A 25,383-nucleotide genomic window follows, 5' to 3' on the forward strand; every position below is an offset into this window, starting at 1 on the left:
TTTAGCCTACTCAACGCGGGCTGTTTGCCACTATTTTGACCAGTGTGCTGCTTTCGCGCGTTGCAGCTTCTCATAGGCTTTCAGCAGAGACTGATGTGCCGGGAAAGCCCGCAGATCGCTATCAACCGTTTGTAATCCGTAGAATGGCGCTTCTCCGCTCATTGCTGCACTTGCTGCTTCAACTGCCTCTGCACCGTACATACGAACAAATGCGTTAAGATACTGCAGCGGCTGACGATCTTCTTCCTGAGAGAGCAGCAGCAGAGTTTGCAGGCAACGGTAATAGTTTGCGCGTTCAGCACTAAAGACGGATGCATTAAATTCCATTGTCCATTCCGTCCAGATCAGTGCCTGCTCAAGGTCACCGCCCGCCAGAGCCAGCATTACTTTGAGCTCGCCAATGCGCAGGGTATACCAGCCATTATCTGCACCGGTCGCCAAACCCAGCAGCTCACGTACGCGAGTGAAGTCGTCAAATCCTTCTTCATCCAGCTGTGCGAGCAGGTTGAGGTAGTCATCTTTTTCCCATTCGCTGCCTGGCAGAGAGAGAATGGTCTCACGCAGGTGCGCTCCCATGCTGTTGTTGGCTAACCACAAATCTTCTGCAGGGTAGATGTCAGACATGCCCGGGACGATAATGCGGCAAGCGTAAACGCTCAGATGCTCGTAGTCGGCGATGTAGACTTCCTTATCTTCCGCTTTGAAGATGGCCATCAGGGTTGCGAACTCTTCTTCCGTGGTGCCGGAGAAATTCCAGTCAACGAACGGGTAATCGGCATCTTGCTTGAACAGATCCCAGGAGATCAGACCGCTGGAATCGATGAAGTGCGTTTCGAGGTTAGTGTGCTCAGCCACTTCTTCATCGTCGAAGGTTGGGGGAGTGAAGACATCAAGATCTTTCAGGCCACGGCCCTGCAACAGTTCGGTGACGGTACGCTCCAGTGCAACACCGAAATCCGGGTGCGCGCCGAAAGAGGCAAAACAGGTACCGTTAGCCGGGTTGAACAGTACAACGCAGATAACCGGGTATTTGCCGCCCAGCGAGCCGTCGTATGCGAAGATTGGGAATCCTTCGGCTTCCAGCTTTGCAATGGATTCAACGACTGCCGGGTAACGCGCCATCACTTCGGCCGGAATTTCCGGCAGGCTGATGCTTTCCGCGATAATGCGGTTTTTCACATAGCGCTCAAAAACTTCAGACAGCCCCTGAACGCGGGCTTCATTCGGTGTGTTACCCGCAGACATACCGTTAGATACGTACAGATTACCGATAATGTTCATCGGAATGTAAACGGTCTGATTATCTGACTGACGGGTAAACGGCAGGCCGCAAACGCCGCGTTCTTCATTGCCGGATTGCAGATCGATAAGCATGCTACCGGTCAGTTCATTGTCTGGATCGTAGAATGCACGCAGACGCGCATCCAGCAAACCTTCAGGTACGTCATCATCTTCTGTCAGTGGGAACCATTTTTCGTTCGGGTAATGTACGAACGGGCCGTTAGCGATGGTGTCGCCCAGCCAGAAATCCGCAAAGAAGTAATTCGTGGACAGACGCTCAAAATATTCGCCCAGTGCGGAGGCCAGCGCCGCTTTTTTCGTCGCACCTTTACCGTTGGTAAAGCACAGCGCGCATTCTTTGTCGCGAATATGCACAGACCAGACGTTAGGAACGGGATTCAACCACGAGGCTTCTTCAATTTGAAAACCGAGGTCGAGTAATTTTTGCTGGAAGCGAGCGATGGAATCTTCCAGTGCGGCATCTTTGCCGGGGATAAATGTTTGCGTCATGAAAATCACTTTTGTCGTACGGAAAGCGCGCAATGATACGGGTTTTCAATGAATGGCGCTATCGCCGCCCGAGCCTCGGCGTAAATAAAGCATTTGATTCACACCGTAGCGTGTTCAGTCGAATGTCTGCGGACTATCTGCTGAAGGGAAGGGGGCTTCTTTCTTTATATATCTCTGCGCTATGCAAAACCAGAATGGTCGAAGGTTGGCTGGGCCAAATGCGCCTCCTGATAGCGAAAATCTCGGTTTTTATCCGTCAATCCGATAGATTCTTTTGTGTGATGCACCGCTCATTTTTGCCCTGGCCAGTTTTACCCATTGCGGCGCGTGTCACTGAATGATAAAACCGATATCCACAGGAATAACTTATACCCAATGTCTGTCACAGGAATTATCGTAAACGACAGGATGTTGATCGGATAACAACACAACGTGGTGAGGGGAAATGGCTCAGGTCTTCAATTTTAGTTCAGGTCCGGCAATGCTACCGGCAGAAGTACTTAAACTGGCTCAACAGGATCTTCGCGACTGGAACGGTCTTGGTACGTCGGTGATGGAAATTAGCCACCGTGGCAAAGAGTTCATCCAGGTCGCAGAGGAAGCGGAGCAGGATTTTCGCGATCTTCTCAGTATCCCCTCCAACTATAAAGTGTTGTTCTGTCATGGCGGTGGCCGTGGGCAGTTTGCGGGTATCCCATTAAATATTCTGGGTGACAAAACCACGGCGGATTACGTCGATGCCGGTTACTGGGCCGCCAGTGCAATTAAAGAAGCGAAAAAGTACTGCACGCCAAATGTTATCGATGCCAAAGTCACCGTTGACGGACTGCGTGCTGTTAAACCGATGAGTGAGTGGCAGCTTTCTGACAATGCGGCGTATCTGCACTATTGTCCGAACGAAACCATCGACGGTATCGCGATTGATGAAACGCCGAATTTTGCCAGCAACGTGGTGGTTACGGCGGATCTGTCCTCGACCATTCTTTCCGCACCGCTTGACGTTAGTCGTTATGGCGTAATTTACGCCGGGGCGCAGAAAAACATCGGCCCGGCCGGGCTGACCATTGTCATCGTACGTGAAGATTTGCTGGGTAAGGCCCATGTGTCCTGCCCGTCAATCCTCGACTATACCGTGCTGAATGACAACGACTCCATGTTCAATACGCCACCGACCTTTGCCTGGTATCTGTCTGGCCTGGTTTTTAAATGGCTGAAAGAGCAGGGCGGTGTTAACGCGATGGATAAAATTAACCAGCAAAAAGCGGAACTGTTGTACGGCGTGATTGATAACAGCGATTTCTACCGCAACGATGTGGCGAAATCGAACCGTTCACGCATGAACGTCCCGTTCCAGTTGGCTGACAACGCGCTGGATAAACTTTTCCTGGAAGAGTCGTTTGCTGCCGGTCTGCATGCACTGAAGGGACATCGTGTAGTTGGCGGAATGCGGGCTTCAATCTATAACGCTATGCCGCTGGAAGGCGTAAAAGCACTGACCGATTTCATGGTCGATTTCGAGCGCCGCCGCGGCTAATCTGCTGTATTTTCATCCCCACAGTCAGTCTGTGGGGTTTTTATGTCTGTTTTTGAGAGTTGAGTTTCATGGAATCCCTGACGTTACAACCCATTGCGCGGGTGGATGGCACCATCAATCTGCCTGGATCCAAAAGTGTTTCTAACCGCGCTTTGCTGCTGGCTGCATTAGCAAATGGCACCACTGTCCTGACCAACCTACTGGACAGCGATGATGTCCGCCATATGCTTAATGCTCTGAATGCGTTAGGGATTAGCTATACCCTTTCTGCCGATCGCACGCGTTGCGAGATAATCGGTAACGGCGGCGCGCTGCATGCAGAAGGCGCTGTAGAGCTGTTCCTTGGCAATGCCGGAACCGCAATGCGCCCGCTGGCCGCAGCGCTGTGCCTGGGCAGCAATGACATCGTGCTGACGGGCGAACCGCGCATGAAAGAGCGCCCGATTGGTCATCTGGTTGATGCGTTACGCCAGGGCGGAGCCAACATTGAATACCTGGAGCAGGAAAATTATCCGCCTCTACGTCTGCGCGGTGGTTTCACCGGAGGGCAAGTTGAGGTAGACGGCAGCGTATCCAGCCAGTTCCTCACTGCATTGCTGATGACTGCGCCGCTGGCGCCGCAGGACACGACGATCGCCATTAAAGGTGAGCTGGTATCCAAACCTTACATTGATATCACACTGAACCTGATGAAAACGTTTGGTGTTGAAATTGAGAATCAGAACTACCAGCGCTTTGTCGTGCAGGGCAACCAACAGTACCAGTCTCCGGGCGCCTATCTGGTAGAAGGCGACGCTTCATCGGCCTCGTATTTTCTTGCGGCTGGCGCGATCAAAGGCGGTACGGTGAAGGTTACCGGGATTGGGCGTCATAGCATGCAGGGTGATATTCGCTTTGCTGATGTGCTGGAAAAAATGGGCGCGACCGTGACATGGGGTGATGATTTTATTGCCTGTACTCGCGGTGAGTTGAACGCTGTCGATATGGACATGAACCATATTCCTGATGCGGCAATGACCATTGCGACCGCCGCGTTGTTTGCAAAGGGCACAACGACTTTACGGAACATTTACAACTGGCGCGTCAAAGAGACCGACCGTCTGTTTGCGATGGCAACAGAGTTGCGGAAAGTGGGCGCGGAAGTTGAAGAGGGGCATGATTTTATCCGTATCACTCCGCCGGTTAAGCTGCAGTTTGCGGATATTGCGACCTATAACGATCACCGTATGGCGATGTGTTTCTCGCTGGTGGCGTTGTCTGACACGCCGGTAACCATTCTGGACCCTAAATGCACCGCCAAAACCTTCCCGGATTATTTCGAACAGTTGGCCCGTATTAGTACTCCTGCCTGATCCTCACGAAACGCCGGTCCCTGGACTGGCGTTTCGATGTCCGTAACCGCACTGTTTTTACGCTTACAACTAATGCTAATTTGTTGATGATTTAACTTATTTATTTGTTTTTATTATAAATATCATCGGAAGATTAGCATGAAAAATAAATCACTCTTTTTGGCGTTGACGGTTTCCGCTACGTTGTTGGCAGGTTGTAAAAATGGCGTAAATGGCGACCTTGTTGCCAGTTCCGGTATGGCGGCTTATAAAGCTGCGACGCTTTCCGACGCTGATGTCAAATCTCTCTCTAACAGTTCATGTAAGCAGATGGATAGCGAAAACCAGCTAGCGGGCGCAAAAAGCAAATACACTAAGCGTCTGAATAAAATTGCGAAAGCGTTGGGTAATAACATTGATGGAACGCCGGTCAACTATAAGGTTTATATGACCAGTGATATCAATGCCTGGGCAATGGCGAATGGATGCGTACGTGTTTATTCGGGTTTGATGGACCAGATGACCGACAATGAGGTTGAAGGTGTGCTGGGTCATGAGTTGGGCCATGTTTCTTTAGGACACTCACGTAAAGCAATGCAGACTGCGTATGCCACACTCGCTGCGCGCGATGCTATTTCTGCGACCAGCGGCGTCGCTTCTCAGCTTTCCCAGTCTCAGTTGGGCGATCTGGCGGAAGGTGTGATTAACTCAGCGTTTTCCCGTAGCCAGGAATCGGATGCGGATGACTTTTCCTATGATTTGCTGAAAAAACGCGGTATTGACCGTCAGGGGTTAGTGACTGCGTTTGATAAGTTTGCCACGATGGACGCAGGCCATGCAAAATCACTGATGGATTCTCATCCGGCATCTGACGATCGTGCTCAGCATATGCGTGAACGTATCGCTGCAGATAAAAAGTAAAACAGTGTCATCTTCCGGGCTGGTTTCTCGCCAGCCCGCTATAATTGCGCAATTCTTCCTCATATCGTTACAGACTAATCGGGTTTTTACACTCTGTGTTAACGATTATTAGCGTTGGCGCGTATAATGCGCGGCGTTCACGTTAACGTATGCCCGTTTAAGGAGAAAAAGATGACGGCAATTGCCCCGGTTATTACCATTGATGGCCCAAGTGGTGCAGGAAAAGGCACCTTGTGCAAGGCAATGGCGGAAGCATTGCAGTGGCATCTGTTAGATTCAGGCGCGATCTACCGCGTACTGGCGCTCGCAGCGTTACATCACCATGTTGATGTCACTTCTGAAGATGCTCTGGTACCGCTTGCCTCACACCTGGATGTGCGTTTTATCTCAACGGACGGCAACCTGGAAGTCATTCTGGAAGGCGAAGATGTCAGCGGCGAAATCCGCACCCAGGAAGTGGCGAATGCCGCCTCTCAGGTCGCTGCGTTTCCTCGCGTACGCGAAGCGCTGTTACGTCGCCAACGCGCGTTTCGTGAAGCGCCCGGCCTGATTGCCGACGGACGTGATATGGGCACGGTGGTGTTCCCTGATGCGCCAGTAAAAATTTTTCTGGACGCCTCCTCGCAAGAACGTGCGCATCGACGTATGCTACAGTTGCAGGAGAAAGGCTTTAGTGTTAACTTTGAACGCCTTTTGGCCGAGATCGAAGAACGTGATTACCGCGATCGTAACCGTGCTGTAGCGCCGCTGGTTCCCGCTGCTGATGCTTTAGTTTTAGATTCAACCCGATTAAGCATTGAGCAAGTGATTGAAAAAGCGTTACAATACGCGCGCCAAAAACTGGCTCTCGCATAAGTGCGACCGAATTTGCAGTACCCCCGTTGCAATGGATTGACAGCGGGTATGTTAAACAACCCCATCCGGCATGGAGCCAGGTGGACGTTAAATATGAAACCTGAAGATTAAACATGACTGAATCTTTTGCTCAACTGTTTGAAGAATCCTTAAAAGAAATCGAAACCCGCCCGGGTTCCATCGTTCGTGGTGTTGTTGTTGCTATCGACAAAGACGTAGTACTGGTTGACGCCGGTCTGAAATCTGAGTCCGCCATTCCGGCAGAGCAGTTCAAAAACGCCCAGGGCGAGCTGGAAATCCAGGTTGGTGACGAAGTTGACGTTGCTCTGGATGCAGTAGAAGACGGCTTCGGTGAAACCCTGCTGTCCCGTGAAAAAGCTAAACGTCACGAAGCTTGGATCACGCTGGAAAAAGCTTACGAAGAAGCTGCAACCGTTACTGGTGTTATCAATGGCAAAGTCAAGGGTGGCTTCACTGTTGAGCTGAATGGTATTCGCGCGTTCCTGCCGGGTTCCCTGGTAGACGTTCGTCCGGTCCGCGACACGCTGCACCTGGAAGGCAAAGAGCTTGAATTCAAAGTAATCAAGCTGGATCAGAAGCGTAACAACGTTGTTGTTTCCCGTCGTGCCGTTATCGAATCCGAAAACAGCGCAGAACGCGATCAGCTGCTGGAAAACCTGCAGGAAGGCATGGAAGTTAAAGGTATCGTTAAGAACCTCACTGACTACGGTGCATTCGTTGATCTGGGTGGCGTTGACGGCCTGCTGCACATCACCGACATGGCATGGAAACGCGTTAAGCATCCGAGCGAAATCGTAAACGTTGGCGACGAAATCACTGTTAAAGTGCTGAAGTTCGACCGCGAGCGTACTCGTGTATCTCTGGGCCTGAAACAGCTGGGCGAAGATCCATGGGTAGCTATCGCTAAGCGTTATCCGGAAGGTACCAAACTGACTGGTCGCGTGACCAACCTGACCGACTACGGCTGCTTCGTTGAAATCGAAGAAGGCGTTGAAGGCCTGGTTCACGTTTCCGAAATGGATTGGACCAACAAAAACATCCACCCGTCCAAAGTTGTTAACGTTGGCGACGTAGTGGAAGTTATGGTTCTGGATATCGACGAAGAACGTCGTCGTATCTCCCTGGGTCTGAAGCAGTGCAAAAACAACCCATGGCAGCAGTTCGCGGAAACCCACAACAAGGGCGACCGTGTTGAAGGTAAAATCAAGTCTATTACTGACTTCGGTATCTTCATCGGCCTGGACGGCGGCATCGACGGCCTGGTTCACCTGTCTGACATCTCCTGGAACGTTGCAGGCGAAGAAGCAGTTCGTGAATACAAAAAAGGCGACGAAATCGCAGCAGTTGTTCTGCAGGTTGACGCAGAGCGTGAGCGTATCTCTCTGGGCGTTAAACAGCTCGCAGAAGATCCGTTCAACAACTGGGTTGCACTGAACAAGAAAGGCGCAATCGTAAACGGTAAAGTCACTGCAGTTGACGCTAAAGGCGCAACCGTAGAACTGGCTGACGGCGTTGAAGGTTACCTGCGCGCTTCTGAAGCTTCCCGCGACCGCGTTGAAGATGCAACTCTGGTTCTGAGCGTAGGCGACGACGTTGAAGCTAAATTCACCGGCGTTGATCGTAAGAACCGTGCAATCAGCCTGTCTGTTCGTGCTAAAGACGAAGCTGATGAGAAAGATGCAATCGCAACTGTTAACAAACAGGAAGATGCAAACTTCTCTAACAACGCAATGGCTGAAGCTTTCAAAGCAGCTAAAGGCGAGTAATATCGAGTACTCTATATCCGCACATGCAACTTGAAGTATGACGGGTATAAATCCTTTGTGCTGTTAACAGCACAAAGGGTAACGAGTAGCTTGACAGATTACAGGATTCGTCCTGTAATCAATGACAAAGGGCGGCTACGGCCGCCCTTAATCAATGCAGCAGCTAATTTTGCCTTTAAGGAACCGGAGGAATCATGACCAAGTCAGAATTGATTGAAAGACTTGCAACCCAGCAACCTCATATTCCCGCGAAAGCGGTTGAAGATGCAGTAAAAGAGATGCTGGAACATATGGCCTCGACTCTTGCGCAGGGCGAGCGTATTGAAATCCGCGGTTTCGGCAGTTTTTCTTTGCATTACCGCGCACCACGCACCGGACGTAATCCGAAGACTGGCGATAAAGTGGATCTGGAAGGAAAATATGTTCCGCACTTTAAGCCGGGTAAAGAACTGCGCGATCGCGCCAATATTTACGGTTAAGTCCTCAGCAAGACTTAGCCCCGAGAAAAGCACCTGTATGGGTGCTTTTTTCATTTTCACCTCCCTGTTCTGGAATCTCTCTCCCAACATATTTGTATGTTACATCTGCAGTTAAATAACATCGGAACGCACCTCGTTTACCGGTAAATAGTTGCCAGACATCTGCTGAGTTGTCCTGCACACTCCCTGTCACAGGGAGGTGTCATATGAAACTAACAACAATCAGTACGTGTGCGTTATGCGGCATTCTCCCGCTGACGGTATTACCCGTATTACCTGACATGCTGTGTGTCAGCTTGGTATTTGGTCTGGCGTGTCTGCTTTGTCTCATTCCTCATCGATATATGCATTACGCTGGATTAGTCCTGCTGTTTTTCCTGTGGGGAATACTGGCTGCGAAAGAGGTTATCTGGGCCGGTAATACGCTGCCTGCGAAAACCCAGCAAGCCATTGTGAGGATAACCGGAACTGACAATATGACAACGCACTACGGCCAAATCACTCACCTTCAGGGGAAACGAATCTTTCCTGCCGTTGGCGTCGTACTGTATGGACAGTACTTACCTGGCGATGTTTGCGCAGGTCAGACATGGGCGATGATGCTGAAAGTTCGCGCTGTGCATGGGCAACTGAATGAAGGTGGATTTGATAGCCAGCGCTATGCATTGGCACAGCATCAGCCGCTAACGGGGCGATTTCTGCAGGCCTCAGTGATTACACCGCAATGCAGTCTGCGTGCACGTTATCTCTCCTCGCTAAAAACCACGCTTGCCGCCTATCCCTGGCAGCAAGTCATACTGGGGCTGGGGATGGGGGAACGTTTGTCTGTATCGCAGGCGGTAAAAAATATAATGCGTGATACCGGAACAGCACATTTGATGGCCATTTCCGGGCTGCATATTGCTTTTGCCGCACTCCTCGCTGGCGGATTGATACGAGGCGGACAATTTTTTATGCCAGCACGCTGGATCTGCTGGCAGGCTCCGCTAGTCGGAGGTGTGCTCTGCGCTGCATTTTATGCCTGGCTGACGGGGCTGCAACCTCCGGCATTACGCACGGTCATCGCGCTAATGGTATGGGGGGCACTAAAACTAAGCGGCAGGCAGTGGAGTGGCTGGGCTGTCTGGATTACCTGTCTGGCAGCAATTGTGGTAGTAGATCCGGTCGCGGTGATTTCACAAAGTCTGTGGTTGTCTGCTTTCGCCGTAGCGGCGCTGATATTCTGGTTTCAGTGGATGCCGATGCCGTGCTGGCCGCTCTCGCGTATCGGACGTGCAGTGCTGGCGCTTGCTCATCTTCAACTGGGAATTACGGTACTGCTTCTGCCTGTCCAAATCGCATTATTTCACGGTGTTAGCCTGAGCTCATTGCTGGCCAATTTATTTGCGGTACCGCTGGTCACATTTGTTTCAGTTCCTCTGATATTAGCGGGTATGGTCGTGCATTTAACCGGTCAGGTGATGATCGAGGCAGGGCTGTGGTATCTCGCTGACCGTTCTCTGGAGCTGTTATTTTGGGGTCTCAATAGCTTACCGGATGGATGGCTCAACATTGATGCGCGTTGGCAATGGCTTGCACTGTCCCCATGGCTGATGCTTATTGCATGGCGATTAAATGCCTGGGAAACGCTACCGGTTGCCTGTTTTACCGGGCTTTTGTTATTGAGTGGACCGTTCTGGAGGACACCCCGCGCTGATTTGTGGCAGGTACATATGCTGGACGTCGGGCAGGGGCTGGCGATGGTGATTGCGCGTAATGGTAAAGCACTGCTTTATGATACTGGTCTGGCATGGCCTGAAGGTGATAGCGCGCAACAGCTGATTATTCCCTGGCTACGTTGGCACAACCTGGAACCGCAAGGGGTAATTCTAAGTCACGAGCATTTGGATCACCGTGGAGGGTTGCAATCGCTACAGCAAGCTTGGCCGTCACTGTGGATCAGAAGTCCGTTGGGCTGGAAAGGGCATCTCCCTTGTTTTCGCGGGGAGCATTGGCAATGGCAGGGATTAACATTTAGTGCACATTGGCCAGTCAGTGGAAATAAAGAGCAGGGGAATAACCATTCCTGTGTGGTAAAGGTGGATGACGGACATCAGAGTATTCTCCTGACTGGTGATATTGAATCCCCTGCTGAACAAAAAATGCTAAGTCACTACTGGCAGCATCTGCAGGCTACGTTTGTGCAGGTTCCACACCACGGGAGTAACACGTCATCCTCATTGGCGCTGATTCAACGCGTTGGCGGACAGGCCGCAATAGCCTCAGCATCCCGCTACAATGCCTGGCGTCTACCGTCATGGAAAGTCCGACAGCGTTACCGGAAACAAAATTATCAGTGGCTGGACACACCCCACCAGGGGCAAATCACGCTAGATATTTATCAAAAAAGTTGGCGCATACGCAGCTTACGGGATCAGATTTTACCCCGTTGGTATCATCAGTGGTTTGGCGTGTTGGAGGATAACGGGTAGAATATGCGGCTATTCTAACAAATGCTGGTTTTTTGAATGCATAACGATAAAGATCTCTCTACGTGGCAGACGTTTCGCCGACTATGGCCAACCATAGCGCCTTTTAAATCGGGTCTGATCGTGGCGGGTATAGCGTTAGTCCTTAACGCGGCCAGCGATACCTTCATGTTATCGCTCCTCAAGCCATTACTGGATGATGGTTTTGGTAAAACTGATCGCTCTGTGCTGCTGTGGATGCCTCTGGTGGTCATTGGGCTAATGATAGTTCGCGGTATTACGAGCTACGTCTCCAGCTACTGTATTTCATGGGTGTCAGGCAAAGTGGTCATGACCATGCGCCGCCGCCTGTTTGGTCATATGATGGGCATGCCTGTCGCCTTTTTTGATAAACAGTCTACCGGTACGCTGCTGTCTCGTATTACCTATGATTCAGAGCAGGTAGCGTCATCATCTTCTGGTGCGCTAATCACCGTAGTACGTGAAGGTGCCTCGATTATTGGCCTGTTTATCATGATGTTCTATTACAGTTGGCAGCTGTCATTGATCCTGATTGTGCTGGCGCCAATTGTGTCAGTGGCAATCCGAGTGGTTTCCAAGCGCTTTCGTAGCATCAGTAAAAACATGCAAAACACCATGGGGCAGGTTACGACAAGTGCGGAGCAGATGCTGAAAGGCCACAAAGAAGTTTTGATTTTTGGTGGTCAGGAAGTTGAAACCAAGCGTTTTGACAAAGTCAGCAACAAGATGCGTCTGCAGGGTATGAAGATGGTTTCTGCCTCTTCTATCTCCGATCCTATCATCCAGCTGATTGCGTCTCTGGCTCTGGCCTTCGTGTTATATGCGGCCAGTTTCCCAAGCGTGATGGAAAACCTGACGGCAGGGACAATCACCGTTGTCTTCTCTTCAATGATCGCCCTGATGCGTCCACTGAAGTCACTGACTAACGTCAATGCGCAGTTCCAGCGCGGTATGGCGGCATGCCAGACCTTATTTACGATACTGGATAGCGAACAAGAGAAAGATGAAGGTAAACGCGTCATTGAGCGCGCTTCTGGCGATCTGGAGTTCCGTAACGTGACCTTTACCTACCCGGGCCGTGACATTCCTGCGCTACGTAACATCAACCTGAATATTCCGGCGGGCAAAACCGTTGCCCTGGTTGGTCGTTCGGGTTCTGGTAAATCCACTATCGCCAGCCTGATCACGCGCTTCTACGATATCGATGAAGGGCAGATTCTGATGGATGGGCACGACCTGCGTGAATACACCCTGTCATCGCTGCGCGATCAGGTGGCGCTGGTATCGCAGAACGTTCACCTGTTCAATGATACGGTTGCCAACAACATCGCCTACGCGCGTACCGATATGTACAGCCGCGAGCAGATCGAAAAAGCGGCACAGATGGCCTACGCCATGGATTTCATCAACAAGATGGATGATGGTCTGGATACGGTGATTGGCGAAAACGGCGTGCTGCTTTCAGGTGGTCAGCGCCAGCGTATCGCCATCGCTCGCGCCTTGCTGCGCGACAGTCCGATCCTGATCCTCGATGAAGCTACGTCGGCGCTGGATACCGAATCCGAACGCGCGATTCAGTCTGCGCTGGATGAGCTACAGAAAAACCGTACCTCTCTGGTTATTGCTCACCGCCTTTCTACCATTGAACAGGCAGACGAGATCATCGTGGTGGAGGATGGTCTGATTGTCGAACGCGGAACCCATAGCGAACTGCTTGAGCAGCGTGGGGTTTATGCACAATTACATAAGATGCAATTCGGTCAATGATCGCACGTATCTGGTCTGGTGAATCGCCGCTGTGGCGATTGCTACTTCCACTCTCCTGGCTGTATGGCCTGGTGAGTGGCGGGATCCGCCTATGCTACAAGCTTGGGCTTAAACGTGCATGGCGTGCGCCAGTACCGGTGGTGGTGGTTGGCAATCTTACCGCGGGCGGCAATGGTAAAACGCCGGTAGTGATTTGGCTGGTTGAGCAGCTGCAGCAACGCGGTATTCGTGTGGGCGTAGTGTCTCGTGGTTATGGCGGGAAAGCAGTGACTTATCCGCTATTGCTAACGGCAGACACCACTACCGCAGAAGCGGGTGATGAGCCTGTGCTTATCTTTCAACGTACCGGCGTACCCGTAGCGGTATCTCCGGTAAGATCGGATGCGGTAAAAGCGATCCTTGCTCACCATGACGTGCAGATTATTGTGACAGACGATGGGTTACAGCACTATCGTCTGGCTCGTGATGTGGAAATCGTGGTGATTGACGGTGTGCGTCGGTTTGGTAACGGCTGGTGGCTCCCTGCTGGGCCAATGCGTGAACGCGCAGGTCGCCTTAAATCGGTAGATGCCACGATCGTTAATGGCGGCGTTGCGCGACCGGGTGAAATTCCCATGCATCTTGAGCCGGGACCGGCCGTTAATTTACGTACCGGTGAACGTCGCGATGTGGCGCAACTGCCTGATATTGTCGCCATGGCGGGTATCGGTCATCCACCCCGTTTTTTTGCCACGCTTGAGGCATGTGGCGCCAGGTTACAAAAATGTGTCGCACTGGCAGACCATCAGTCTCTGACCTACAGTGACGTCAGTGCGTTGTTAGCAGAAGGACAAACGCTGGTGATGACGGAAAAAGATGCGGTTAAATGTCGTGCGTTTGCCGATGATAACTGGTGGTATTTACCCGTTGACGCACATCTGTCAGGCGAACGGCCTGATGCGTTGCTGGATAGCTTAATCTCGCTGACTCGCTGACTGATTCACGCTGCGGCAGCGAATCATTTATGAGGTCATAAATGTCGTTGCCGCGTCTTACTCTGACGGATGCCCGTCATCTTCATCTTGCTGCCCAGGGGCTACTGAAAAAAACACGCCGCCGGGCAACGCCTGCAGATATTCTTCCCACCATTTCACGCATGTCGTTACTGCAAATCGATACCATCAATATTGTGGCGCGCAGTCCCTATCTGGTGCTGTTTAGTCGTTTGGGTGACTATTCCCCCCAATGGCTGGATGAGTCCTTACTGCAGGGCGAATTGATGGAGTATTGGGCGCATGAAGCCTGTTTTTTACCGCGCAGCGACTTTACGCTGATACGCCATCGTATGTTGGCTCCGGAAAAAATGGGCTGGAAATACAAAGCGGCGTGGATGAAAGAACATGCCCATGAAATTGAGCAACTGTTACAGCATATCCAGCATAACGGGCCGGTACGTTCAGCCGATTTCGAGCATCCGCGTAAGGGTGCCAGCGGCTGGTGGGAATGGAAACCACAAAAGCGGCATCTGGAAGGGCTTTTTACATCCGGGAAAGTGATGGTGGTGGAGCGGCGTAATTTTCAGCGAGTGTATGATTTAACGCATCGCGTCATGCCTCATTGGGATGACGAGCGTGACCGGCTGTCGCAGGATGAAGCCGAAATTGTGATGCTGGATAATAGCGCCCGTAGTTTGGGTATTTTCCGTGAGCAGTGGTTGGCGGACTACTATCGCCTGAAGCGTCCGGCGTTAAAAAACTGGTGCGATATGCGAAGGGAACAGCGACATATAATTCCTGTTGATGTAGAAGGGCTGGGCACCTTGTGGTTGCACAGCCACCTTCAGCCGCAACTGGAACTTGCTCTGGCGGGAAAGTTGACTGCCACCCACAACGCGGTTTTATCCCCGTTTGATCCGGTGGTCTGGGATCGTAAACGGGCAGAACAGCTGTTTGATTTTAGCTACCGACTGGAATGCTATACGCCAGCGCCGAAACGTCAGTATGGTTATTTCGTCTTGCCGTTGCTGCATCGCGGGCAGTTAGTTGGGCGCATGGACGCCAAAATGCACCGTAAAACCGGCGTGCTGGAGGTTATTTCGCTGTGGTTGCAGGATGGCATCAAACCAGGGGTTACTCTGCAAAAAGGATTGTTTCAGGCGATTGATGATTTTGCCCGCTGGCAGCAGGCGACGCGAGTGACATTGGGGAATTGCCCGGACGGTTTATTTGCTGAATCTCGGCACGGTTGGGAAATAGACCCAGCCTCTTAATTGATTATGTTAATATTTACGGATTCACAATCCGGTCCATCTGGAGGAACTATGGATCATCGTCTGCTTGAAATCATTGCCTGCCCGGTATGCAATGGCAAACTCTGGTTTAACCAGGAAAAACAGGAACTGATTTGTAAACTGGATAACCTTGCTTTCCCACTGCGCGACGGCATTCCAGTTTTGCTGGAAACCGAAGCCCGTGTTCTGACTGCTGATGAGAGTAAATCATGAGTTTTGTGGTCATTATTCCTGCGCGTTATGCGTCCACACGTTTGCCGGGTAAGCCGCTGCTGGATATCAACGGCAAGCCCATGATTGTGCATGTCCTGGAACGTGCGCGTGAATCTGGCGCCGAGCGTATTATTGTTGCCACCGATCATGAAGATGTCGCTCGTGCGGTAGAAGCGGTGGGTGGCGAAGTGTGCATGACCCGTGCCGATCACCAGTCTGGCACGGAGCGACTGGCGGAAGTTGTCGAGAAATGTGGCTTTAGCGATGATACCGTTATTGTGAACGTCCAGGGTGATGAGCCGATGATCCCGGCGGTCATTATTCGTCAGGTCGCTGAGAATCTGGCGCAGCGCCAGGTTGGTATGGCGACCCTTGCAGCCCCGATTCACAGCGCAGAAGAGGCGTTTAATCCAAATGCGGTAAAAGTTGTGCTGGATGCCGAAGGTTATGCTCTCTATTTTTCCCGTGCGACGATCCCATGGGATCGCGACCGTTTTTCCAAAAGCCTCGAAACGGTGGGCGATACCTTCCTGCGTCACCTGGGCATTTACGGTTATCGCGCCGGATTTATTCGCCGTTATGTAAACTGGCAGCCGAGTCCGCTTGAGCATATTGAAATGCTGGAGCAACTGCGTGTGCTGTGGTACGGCGAGAAAATTCACGTTGCCGTCGCAAAAGAAGTCCCAGGAACCGGCGTAGACACTGCCGAAGACCTTGAGCGCGTTCGCGCTGAAATGCGTTAGTTTTTCTCATGACACTCCCCCCCGGTGATGCGATTTTTGGGAGGAGTGTCGTATCGTTACGCTTTCCCTCCACTTTTCTTTTCATCAATTGATCTCATCCGGGTGACATCTGTCTGCACGACGCTCATTATGAAAGCAGTAGCATTAATGAGGGCAATCTGAAATGGAACAGTTGCGTGCCGAACTCAGCCATCTGCTGGGTGAAAAACTCAGTCGTATTGAATGCGTAAATGAAAAAGTGGATACGGCCCTGTGGTCACTGTATGACAGCCAGGGAAATCCGATGCCACTGATGGCGAGAAGTTTCACCACACCGGGGATGGCGCAGCAGTTAGCATGGAAAACCACCATGCTGGCACGCAGCGGGACTGTGCGTATGCCAGTCATTTATGGGGTCTTAACGCACGAAGAACATCCCGGCCCTGATGTCCTGTTGCTTGAGCGTTTACGCGGTGTGCCGGTAGAAGCGCCAGCCAGAACGCCCGAACGCTGGGAACATCTAAAGGATCAGATTGTAGAAGGTCTGCTTTCATGGCATCGACAGGATAGCCGCGGCTGTGTGGGAATGGTGGATAACACGCAAGAGAATATCTGGCCATCCTGGTATCGTCAGCGAGTTGAGGTGTTGTGGACTACGTTAAGTCAGTTCAACAATACCGGGCTGACGATGCAGGACAAACGGATCCTGTTTCGTACCCGTGAGTGTTTGCCCGCTTTATTTGAAGGATTCAATGATAACTGCGTGCTGATCCACGGTAATTTCAGCTTACGCAGCATGCTTAAAGACGCCCGTAGCGATCAGCTTCTGGCAATGGTGGGGCCGGGGTTGATGCTGTGGGCGCCCAGGGAATATGAACTGTTCCGCTTAATGGATAATGCGCTGGCGGAAAGCCTGCTATGGCAATACCTGCAGCGCGCGCCAGTGGCGGAGTCGTTCATCTGGCGGCGCTGGTTGTATGTGTTATGGGATGAGGTTGCGCAACTGGTCAATACCGGACGTTTTAATCGTTCCAACTTTGACCTGGCAACGAAATCACTGCTGCCGTGGCTCGCCTGAACCTTTTAGCCACTGCCAGATGCGCCCCAACGTTTCGTAACCAACACGATCGCTATGCATCAGCCAGACAGGCGAAGGAATTGCTCGCTCCCACGGATTGAGTGGTGAATCGATGGCCAGTTGATTAGCGGGTGCAGGCAACGGATGCAGTCCGGCCTGCTGGAAGAAAATCATCGCACGCGGTAAGTGCGATGCGGATGTCACCAGCAGGAACGGCGTATCGCCAATGGCCTGTTTTACTGCTATCGCTTCTTCTTCGGTATCTTTAGGTTTGTCCAGCGTAATGATCTCGCTGCGGGGCACGCCCAGCGACTGCGCCACGCGAGCGCCAGCTTCAGCCGTGCTGACATTATTGGTCTTTGCGGCAGCGCCGGTAAAGATAAGCTTCGAGCCCGGGTTTGCGCGCCATAAACGAATACCTTCATTCAGACGTGGAAGGCTGTTGTTGATCAGGTTTGAACTTGGCGCCCACTGCGGATTCCACGTATATCCGCCACCCAACACCACAATGTACTCCACTTTTTGCGTACCCTGCCAGGTTGGATAACTATCCTCAAGCGGTTTCAGCAGACGATCGGCGACAGGTTGCAGGCTAAGCAGTAAAAGTGCGAGCCAACTCAGGCTGATACACACTTTCCCCGTTTTCTGAAAGCGGCTAAACCAGATTAACCCCAGGCCGATGCCCATCACAAGCAGCATCAACGGAAGCGGCAGCATCATACCGCCAATCACTTTCTTCAGCGTAAAAAGCATCCTTTTTGGTTCCTTTTTTAACCATATAGCAGGGGATCTGCAGCGATATTACACCAGGAAGGTTCATTCTCGGCGTGGGTGTGACAAAATAGCGGTTTTACTTAGTCGCCCTAAAGCCAGCCTGTGGAGAGCCCGATGCGGGATCGCAATTTTGATGACATTGCAGAGAAGTTTTCCCGTAACATTTACGGCACCACCAAAGGTCAATTAAGACAGGCTATTCTCTGGCAGGATTTGGATCGCTTACTGCCCACGCTCGGTGAACAGAAATTACATATTCTGGATGCGGGTGGGGGCGAAGGGCAAACGGCCATCAAAATGGCGGAGCGCGGTCACTTCGTGACATTATGTGACCTGTCCGGTGAGATGATCGCCCGTGCGCAACAGGCAGCAGAGGCAAAAGGTGTGAGCGGAAACATGCATTTCATACAATGCGCCGCTCAGGATGTTGCTGCGCATTTGGAAAGCCCGGTTGATCTGATATTGTTTCATGCTGTGCTGGAATGGGTGGCCGAACCGGTTTGCGTGCTGCAAACCCTGTGGTCGGTATTACGTCCCGGCGGCGCGTTATCGTTAATGTTCTACAATGCTAACGGTCTGCTGATGCACAACATGGTCGCAGGGAATTTCGACTATGTGCAGGTTGGGATGCCAAAACGTAAAAAACGTACGCTTTCACCAGACTATCCGCGTGAACCAGGACAGGTTTACCAGTGGCTGGAAGAGATCGGTTGGCAGATAACCGGTAAGACAGGCGTGCGCGTGTTTCATGATTATCTGCGAGATAAGCATCAACAGCGTGACGGTTATGAAATGTTACTTGAGTTAGAAACGCGCTATTGCCGCCAGGAACCGTATATCAGCCTTGGCCGCTATATTCATGTCACCGCGCGCAAACCGCAGATGCAAGGATAACCTATGAGTGAATTTTCCCAGACAGTCCCCGAACTGGTTGCCTGGGCCAGAAAAAATGACTTCTCCATCTCTCTGCCGGTAGACAGACTTTCGTTCCTGCTGGCGGTAGCCACGCTGAACGGTGAGCGACTTGACGGTGAGATGAGCGAAGGCGAGCTGGTGGATGCGTTCCGCCATGTGAGTGATGCGTTTGAGCAAACCAGCGAAACCATCGGTGTTCGCGCCAATAACGCGATTAACGACATGGTACGTCAACGTCTGCTGAACCGCTTTACCAGCGAGCAGGCGGAAGGTAACGCTATTTATCGTTTAACGCCGCTGGGGATTGGCATCACGGATTACTATATTCGTCAGCGCGAATTCTCTACATTGCGTTTGTCGATGCAGTTGTCGATTGTTGCTGGTGAGCTGAAGCGCGCGGCAGATGCCGCCGCAGAAGGTGGTGATGAATTCCACTGGCACCGCAACGTCTATGCACCATTGAAGTATTCGGTAGCGGAAATTTTCGACAGTATCGATCTGACCCAGCGCATCATGGATGAACAGCAGCAGCAGGTAAAAGACGACATCGCACAGTTGCTAAACAAAGACTGGCGGGCGGCAATTTCCAGCTGTGAAATGCTGCTGTCTGAAACGTCTGGTACGCTGCGTGAACTACAGGATACGCTGGAAGCCGCAGGCGATAAGCTGCAGGCGAACTTGTTACGCATTCAGGACGCGACGATGGCTCATGACGATTTGCATTTCGTCGACCGGCTGGTGTTCGACCTGCAAAGCAAGCTCGACCGTATTATCAGCTGGGGTCAGCAATCCATCGATTTGTGGATCGGCTACGATCGTCACGTGCACAAGTTTATCCGTACCGCTATTGATATGGACAAAAATCGCGTCTTTGCCCAGCGTTTACGTCAGTCTGTCCAGAGCTATTTTGACGATCCGTGGGCGTTGACCTATGCCAATGCCGATCGTCTGCTGGATATGCGTGACGAAGAGATGGTGCTGCGTGATGAAGAGGTCACCGGTGAGCTCCCGGCCGATCTGGAATATGAAGAATTTAATGAGATCCGCGAACAGCTGGCGGCAATTATCGAAGAGCAGTTGGCTATCTATAAATCCAGACAAACGCCACTGGATCTCGGATTGGTCGTGCGCGAGTATCTGGCGCAATATCCACGTGCGCGTCACTTCGACGTTGCGCGTATTGTTATCGATCAGGCGGTACGTCTTGGCGTAGCGCAAGCAGACTTCACCGGACTGCCAGCCAAATGGCAGCCGATTAATGATTACGGAGCCAAGGTACAGGCGCATGTCATTGACAAATATTGAACAAGTGATGCCGGTCAAGCTGGCGCAGGCGCTGGCGAATCCGTTATTTCCGGCGCTGGATAGCGCGTTACGTTCGGGTCGCCATATCGGCCTGGATGAACTGGATAATCATGCCTTCCTGATGGATTTTCAGGAATATTTTGAAGAGTTTTACAGCCGCTATAACGTGGAATTGATCCGTGCGCCGGAAGGGTTCTTCTACCTTCGTCCGCGTTCAACGACGCTCATTCCCCGTTCGGTCCTGTCTGAACTGGACATGATGGTCGGTAAAATTCTTTGCTATCTCTATCTCAGCCCGGAACGTCTGGCGAACGAAGGGATTTTTACTCAGCAAGAGCTGTACGACGAGCTGCTAACGCTGGCGGATGAAGCCAAACTGCTGAAGCTGGTGAACAACCGTTCGACCGGTTCGGACGTTGATCGCCAGAAACTCCAGGAAAAAGTGCGTTCTTCACTTAACCGCCTGCGTCGTTTAGGCATGGTGTGGTTTATGGGTCACGACAGCAGCAAATTCCGTATTACGGAATCAGTCTTCCGCTTTGGCGCGGACGTGCGCAGCGGTGACGATCCGCGCGAAGCGCAGCGTCGCTTAATTCGTGATGGCGAAGCGATGCCGGTCGAGAACCGCCTGCAGCTCAACGATGAGCCCGAAGAAAATCAGCCGGACAGTGGAGAAGAAGAATAATGATTGAACGCGGTAAATTTCGCTCACTTACGCTGATTAACTGGAATGGTTTTTTTGCCCGTACGTTTGACCTTGATGAGCTGGTTACCACGCTGTCGGGCGGGAACGGGGCGGGTAAATCCACCACCATGGCGGCATTCGTTACAGCGCTTATCCCGGACTTAACCTTGCTGCATTTTCGTAATACCACCGAAGCCGGTGCAACCAGCGGTTCACGTGATAAAGGCCTGCACGGTAAGCTGAAAGCAGGGGTCTGTTACTCAATGCTCGACGTCCTCAACTCGCGTCATCAGCGCGTGGTCGTGGGTGTGCGTCTGCAACAGGTTGCGGGTCGTGATCGCAAAGTGGATATCAAACCGTTTGCCATTCAGGGGCTGCCGATGTCGGTACAGCCAACCCAACTGGTCACGGAAACGTTGAACGAACGGCAGGCTCGCGTTCTGTCTCTTGCTGAGCTAAAAGAGAAGCTTGATGAGATGGAAGGCGTGCAGTTTAAGCAGTTCAACTCGATAACCGATTATCACTCGTTGATGTTCGATTTGGGCATCATTGCCCGTCGTCTGCGCTCTGCCTCCGACCGTAGTAAATTCTATCGCCTGATTGAAGCCTCACTGTACGGCGGTATCTCCAGCGCCATTACTCGCTCACTGCGCGATTACCTGCTGCCAGAAAACAGCGGCGTGCGTAAAGCGTTCCAGGATATGGAAGCCGCGCTGCGTGAAAACCGCATGACGCTGGAAGCGATTCGCGTCACCCAGTCAGATCGTGACCTGTTTAAGCATTTGATCAGCGAAGCGACTAACTATGTGGCGGCAGATTATATGCGCCACGCTAATGAACGTCGTATTCACCTCGACAAAGCGCTGGAATATCGTCGTGAACTGTATACCTCGCGCCAGCAGCTGGCCGCAGAGCAGTATAAGCATGTGGATATGGCGCGTGAACTGGGCGAGCATAACGGCGCGGAAGGCGATCTGGAAGCCGATTATCAGGCCGCGAGCGATCACCTGAATCTGGTGCAAACCGCACTGCGTCAGCAGGAAAAAATTGAACGCTACGAAGCGGATCTCGAAGAGTTGCAGATCCGTCTCGAAGAACAAAATGAAGTCGTGGCAGAAGCTGTCGATCGTCAGGATGAGAATGAAGCCCGTGCGGAAGCCGCCGAGCTGGAAGTGGATGAGCTGAAAAGCCAGCTTGCCGATTACCAGCAGGCGCTGGACGTCCAGCAAACGCGCGCCATCCAGTATACTCAGGCGATTCAGGCACTGAGCCGAGCCAAAGAGCTTTGCCACTTACCGGATCTGACCGCCGATAGCGCCGCTGAATGGCTGGAAACCTTCCAGGCCAAAGAGCAGGAAGCGACCGAGAAGTTGCTGACGCTGGAACAAAAAATGAGCGTGGCGCAAACTGCGCACAGCCAGTTCGAACAGGCTTATCAGCTGGTGGCGGCTATCAACGGCCCGCTGGCGCGTGGTGAAGCCTGGAGCGTGGCGCGTGAGCTGCTGCGCGAAGGCGTTGAACAGCGCCACCTGGCGGAACAGGTTCAGCCATTGCGTATGCGACTGAGCGAACTGGAGCAGCGTCTGCGCGAACAGCAGGAAGCCGAGCGTCTGCTGGCTGAATTCTGCAAGCGTCAGGGTAAACAGTTCGATATCGATGAGCTGGAAGCGCTGCACCAGGAACTGGAAGCGCGCATCGCCGCCTTGTCGGACAGCGTCTCTTCTGCCAGTGAACAGCGTATGACGTTGCGCCAGGAGCAGGAGCAACTGCAATCGCGTATCCAGCATCTGATGAAACGCGCGCCTGTCTGGCTGGCTGCGCAAAATAGCCTGAATCAGCTTAGCGAGCAGTGTGGCGAAGAGTTTACCTCCAGCCAGGATGTGACCGAGTATCTGCAACAATTGCTGGAGCGCGAGCGTGAGGCCATTGTTGAGCGTGATGAAGTCGGTGCACGTAAAAATGCGGTTGATGAAGAGATTGAACGTTTAAGTCAGCCGGGCGGGGCGGAAGATCAGCGCCTCAATGCGCTGGCGGAACGCTTCGGCGGCGTGCTGCTGTCTGAAATCTATGACGATGTTAGCCTTGAAGATGCGCCGTACTTCTCTGCGCTGTACGGTCCTTCGCGCCATGCCATCGTGGTGCCGGATCTGTCACTGATTACTGAGCAACTTGATGGGCTGACGGATTGCCCGGAAGACCTCTATTTCATCGAAGGGGATCCGCAGTCGTTTGATGACAGCGTTTTCAGCGTCGATGAACTTGAAAAAGCGGTGGTGGTGAAAACCGCCGAGCGTCAGTGGCGTTATTCCCGCTTCCCGAAGGTGCCTATTTTTGGTCGTGCAGCGCGTGAAAGCCGTATCGAAACCCTGCATGCCGAGCGTGAAGGGCTGTCTGAACGTTTCGCCACGCTCTCCTTTGATGTCCAGAAAACCCAGCGTCTGCATCAGGCGTTCAGCCGCTTTATCGGCAGTCATCTGTCGGTGGCGTTTGAAGCCGATCCGGAAGCGGAAATTCGCCAACTGAATGGCCGTCGCGTTGAACTGGAACGTGCGCTGACTAATCATGAAAATGATAACCAGCAAAGCCGTATGCAGTTTGAACAGGCGAAAGAGGGCGTCTCCGCGCTGAACCGCCTGCTGCCTCGCTTGAATCTGCTGGCAGATGACACGCTGGCCGATCGCGTGGACGAAATTCGCGAGCGTCTGGATGAAGCTCAGGAAGCCGCGCGTTTTGTGCAGCAGCACGGCAATCAGTTGGCGAAACTGGAACCTATCGTTTCAGTTCTGCAAAATGACCCTGAGCAGTTTGAACAGCTGAAAGAAGACTACGCGTATTCTCAGCAGATGCAGCGTGATGCGCGTCAGCAAGCTTTTGCCCTGACCGAAGTGGTACAGCGCCGGGCGCACTTTAGCTATTCCGACTCCGCCGAAATGCTCAGCGGTAACAGCGATCTGAATGAGAAACTGCGTGAGCGTCTGGAACAGGCGGAAGCTGAACGTACCCGCGCCCGTGAAGCGTTGCGCAGCCATGCCGCGCAGTTGAGCCAGTACAATCAGGTTATGGCCTCGCTGAAAAGCTCTTATGACACCAAGAAAGAGCTGCTTAACGATTTACAACGTGAACTGCAGGATATTGGCGTTCGTGCGGACAGCGGTGCCGAAGAGCGCGCGCGTATCCGTCGTGACGAACTGCATGCGCAGCTCAGTAATAACCGCGCTCGCCGCAACCAACTTGAGAAAGCACTGACCTTCTGCGAAGCGGAGATGGAAAACCTGACCCGCAAGCTGCGCAAGCTTGAGCGCGATTACCATGAAATGCGCGAGCAGGTAGTCACCGCCAAAGCCGGCTGGTGTGCGGTGATGCGGATGGTGAAAGATAACGGTGTGGAACGTCGTCTGCACCGTCGCGAGTTGGCCTATCTTTCCGGTGACGAACTGCGTTCGATGTCGGATAAGGCGCTCGGTGCGCTACGTCTGGCGGTTGCGGATAACGAACATCTGCGCGATGTGTTGCGCATGTCTGAAGATCCAAAACGTCCAGAACGTAAAATTCAGTTCTTTGTTGCGGTTTACCAGCATCTGCGTGAACGTATTCGCCAGGATATTATCCGTACCGACGATCCGGTTGAAGCCATCGAGCAGATGGAGATTGAATTGAGCCGTCTGACGGAAGAGTTAACCTCCCGTGAACAGAAGCTGGCCATCAGCTCTCGCAGCGTGGCAAATATTATTCGTAAGACAATTCAGCGCGAACAGAACCGTATTCGTATGTTGAACCAGGGTCTGCAAAGCGTGTCGTTTGGCCAGGTAAACAGCGTTCGTCTGAACGTCAACGTACGCGAGACGCATGCCACCTTGCTGGACGTACTCTCCGAGCAGCATGAGCAGCACCAGGATCTGTTTAACAGCAATCGTCTGACCTTCTCTGAAGCGCTGGCGAAGCTGTATCAGCGTCTGAATCCGCAGATTGACATGGGACAGCGTACGCCGCAAACCATTGGTGAAGAACTGCTCGACTACCGCAACTACCTGGAAATGGAAGTTGAGGTTAACCGTGGTTCTGACGGTTGGCTGCGTGCCGAATCGGGCGCCCTGTCCACAGGGGAAGCGATCGGTACCGGGATGTCAATCCTCGTGATGGTTGTTCAAAGCTGGGAAGATGAAGGGCGTAGACTGCGTGGGAAAGATATCTCGCCATGCCGCCTGTTGTTCCTTGATGAAGCCGCACGACTTGATGCCCGCTCCATCGCAACCCTGTTTGAACTGTGCGAGCGTTTGCAGATGCAGCTGATTATTGCTGCGCCGGAAAATATCAGCCCGGAGAAAGGCACAACCTACAAACTGGTGCGTAAAGTCTTCCAGAACACCGAACACGTTCATGTGGTGGGTCTGCGTGGTTTTGCCCCTCAGTTACCTGAGCCCTTACCTGGGATAGAAGATGCCTCTTCGCAGGCAAGCTAAGTAAAAAG

19 protein-coding genes are annotated in these 25,383 nt (G+C 52.3%); 17 read left to right on the top strand and 2 right to left on the bottom strand.

All coding sequences use genetic code 11. The features are described 5' to 3' along the window. Positions 1–30 precede the first annotated feature (30 nt). On the bottom strand, positions 31–1,791 hold the full coding sequence (gene ycaO, locus JTI85_RS08515) for a 30S ribosomal protein S12 methylthiotransferase accessory factor YcaO (RefSeq protein ID WP_124021525.1): 1,761 nt from the start codon (positions 1,789–1,791) through the stop codon (positions 31–33). A 445-nt stretch (positions 1,792–2,236) separates the two neighbouring features. On the opposite strand from ycaO, the gene serC reads away from it, so the two are divergent. From serC to JTI85_RS08580, 13 genes are all read left to right on the top strand, one after another. Continuing rightward, entirely contained in the window at positions 2,237–3,325 is a 1,089-nt protein-coding gene (gene serC / locus JTI85_RS08520; protein WP_048212142.1) for a 3-phosphoserine/phosphohydroxythreonine transaminase, read from the top strand. A 68-nt stretch (positions 3,326–3,393) separates the two neighbouring features. Further along, positions 3,394–4,677: a 3-phosphoshikimate 1-carboxyvinyltransferase gene (aroA, locus tag JTI85_RS08525; RefSeq protein ID WP_061067616.1), complete on the top strand. Its 1,284-nt coding sequence runs from the start codon at positions 3,394–3,396 to the stop codon at positions 4,675–4,677. A gap of 138 nt (positions 4,678–4,815) precedes the next feature. Continuing rightward, positions 4,816–5,577 (top strand): M48 family metallopeptidase, encoded by a 762-nt coding sequence (locus tag JTI85_RS08530; RefSeq protein ID WP_219352429.1) that lies wholly within the window; start codon positions 4,816–4,818, stop codon positions 5,575–5,577. Between the two features lie 171 nt (positions 5,578–5,748). Beyond that, positions 5,749–6,432 (top strand): (d)CMP kinase, encoded by a 684-nt coding sequence (gene cmk, locus JTI85_RS08535; RefSeq protein ID WP_005123561.1) that lies wholly within the window; start codon positions 5,749–5,751, stop codon positions 6,430–6,432. Positions 6,433–6,545: 113 nt separating this feature from the next. Continuing rightward, positions 6,546–8,219 carry a 30S ribosomal protein S1 gene (rpsA, locus tag JTI85_RS08540; RefSeq protein ID WP_003035776.1) on the top strand — a complete coding sequence of 558 codons (1,674 nt, stop codon included), beginning with the start codon at positions 6,546–6,548 and terminating at the stop codon, positions 8,217–8,219. Between the two features lie 194 nt (positions 8,220–8,413). Further along, positions 8,414–8,698, top strand: coding sequence for an integration host factor subunit beta (ihfB, locus tag JTI85_RS08545; protein WP_003035780.1), 285 nt, complete (start codon positions 8,414–8,416; stop codon positions 8,696–8,698). A gap of 206 nt (positions 8,699–8,904) precedes the next feature. Continuing rightward, the gene (locus JTI85_RS08550) at positions 8,905–11,169 is read left to right on the top strand and encodes a ComEC family protein (RefSeq protein WP_219352431.1); all 2,265 of its coding nucleotides are present in this window, start codon (positions 8,905–8,907) and stop codon (positions 11,167–11,169) included. Positions 11,170–11,205: 36 nt separating this feature from the next. After that, entirely contained in the window at positions 11,206–12,954 is a 1,749-nt protein-coding gene (msbA, locus tag JTI85_RS08555) for a lipid A ABC transporter ATP-binding protein/permease MsbA (RefSeq protein ID WP_048212139.1), read from the top strand. Then, positions 12,951–13,928 carry a tetraacyldisaccharide 4'-kinase gene (gene lpxK / locus JTI85_RS08560; protein WP_199963158.1) on the top strand — a complete coding sequence of 326 codons (978 nt, stop codon included), beginning with the start codon at positions 12,951–12,953 and terminating at the stop codon, positions 13,926–13,928. Before msbA ends, lpxK begins: the two co-directional genes overlap by 4 nt. Positions 13,929–13,969: 41 nt before the next feature. Continuing rightward, a complete protein-coding gene (locus JTI85_RS08565) occupies positions 13,970–15,202 on the top strand; it encodes a winged helix-turn-helix domain-containing protein (RefSeq protein WP_137378646.1) in 1,233 nt (410 codons plus the stop codon). A 51-nt stretch (positions 15,203–15,253) separates the two neighbouring features. Beyond that, positions 15,254–15,436 (top strand): protein YcaR, encoded by a 183-nt coding sequence (gene ycaR, locus JTI85_RS08570; RefSeq protein WP_003035793.1) that lies wholly within the window; start codon positions 15,254–15,256, stop codon positions 15,434–15,436. After that, on the top strand, positions 15,433–16,179 hold the full coding sequence (kdsB, locus tag JTI85_RS08575) for a 3-deoxy-manno-octulosonate cytidylyltransferase (RefSeq protein WP_048212136.1): 747 nt from the start codon (positions 15,433–15,435) through the stop codon (positions 16,177–16,179). Before ycaR ends, kdsB begins: the two co-directional genes overlap by 4 nt. Positions 16,180–16,342: 163 nt before the next feature. Then, positions 16,343–17,236, top strand: coding sequence for a YcbJ family phosphotransferase (locus tag JTI85_RS08580; RefSeq protein ID WP_005123553.1), 894 nt, complete (start codon positions 16,343–16,345; stop codon positions 17,234–17,236). Here the strand turns inward: JTI85_RS08580 and elyC are convergent. Beyond that, positions 17,213–17,989, bottom strand: a complete 777-nt coding sequence (elyC, locus tag JTI85_RS08585; protein ID WP_048212135.1) for an envelope biogenesis factor ElyC — start codon at positions 17,987–17,989, stop codon at positions 17,213–17,215. The genes JTI85_RS08580 and elyC overlap by 24 nt on opposite strands. A gap of 135 nt (positions 17,990–18,124) precedes the next feature. Here elyC and cmoM point away from each other — a divergent pair, with 135 nt between their 5' ends. The 4 genes from cmoM to mukB are packed head-to-tail and all read left to right on the top strand — an operon-like array spanning position 18,125 to position 25,375. Next, positions 18,125–18,904 carry a tRNA uridine 5-oxyacetic acid(34) methyltransferase CmoM gene (gene cmoM / locus JTI85_RS08590; protein ID WP_040231810.1) on the top strand — a complete coding sequence of 260 codons (780 nt, stop codon included), beginning with the start codon at positions 18,125–18,127 and terminating at the stop codon, positions 18,902–18,904. A 3-nt stretch (positions 18,905–18,907) separates the two neighbouring features. Next, complete coding sequence (mukF, locus tag JTI85_RS08595; protein ID WP_048212134.1) at positions 18,908–20,230, top strand: chromosome partition protein MukF; 1,323 nt, start codon at positions 18,908–18,910, stop codon at positions 20,228–20,230. Beyond that, on the top strand, positions 20,211–20,915 hold the full coding sequence (gene mukE, locus JTI85_RS08600) for a chromosome partition protein MukE (RefSeq protein ID WP_016152457.1): 705 nt from the start codon (positions 20,211–20,213) through the stop codon (positions 20,913–20,915). The genes mukF and mukE overlap by 20 nt, the downstream gene beginning before the upstream one ends. After that, on the top strand, positions 20,915–25,375 hold the full coding sequence (mukB, locus tag JTI85_RS08605) for a chromosome partition protein MukB (RefSeq protein ID WP_137346278.1): 4,461 nt from the start codon (positions 20,915–20,917) through the stop codon (positions 25,373–25,375). Before mukE ends, mukB begins: the two co-directional genes overlap by 1 nt. Positions 25,376–25,383: the final 8 nt, after the last annotated feature.

This window comes from Citrobacter sp. Colony219 (genome assembly GCF_019382635.1).
Classification (GTDB): domain Bacteria; phylum Pseudomonadota; class Gammaproteobacteria; order Enterobacterales; family Enterobacteriaceae; genus Citrobacter; species Citrobacter youngae.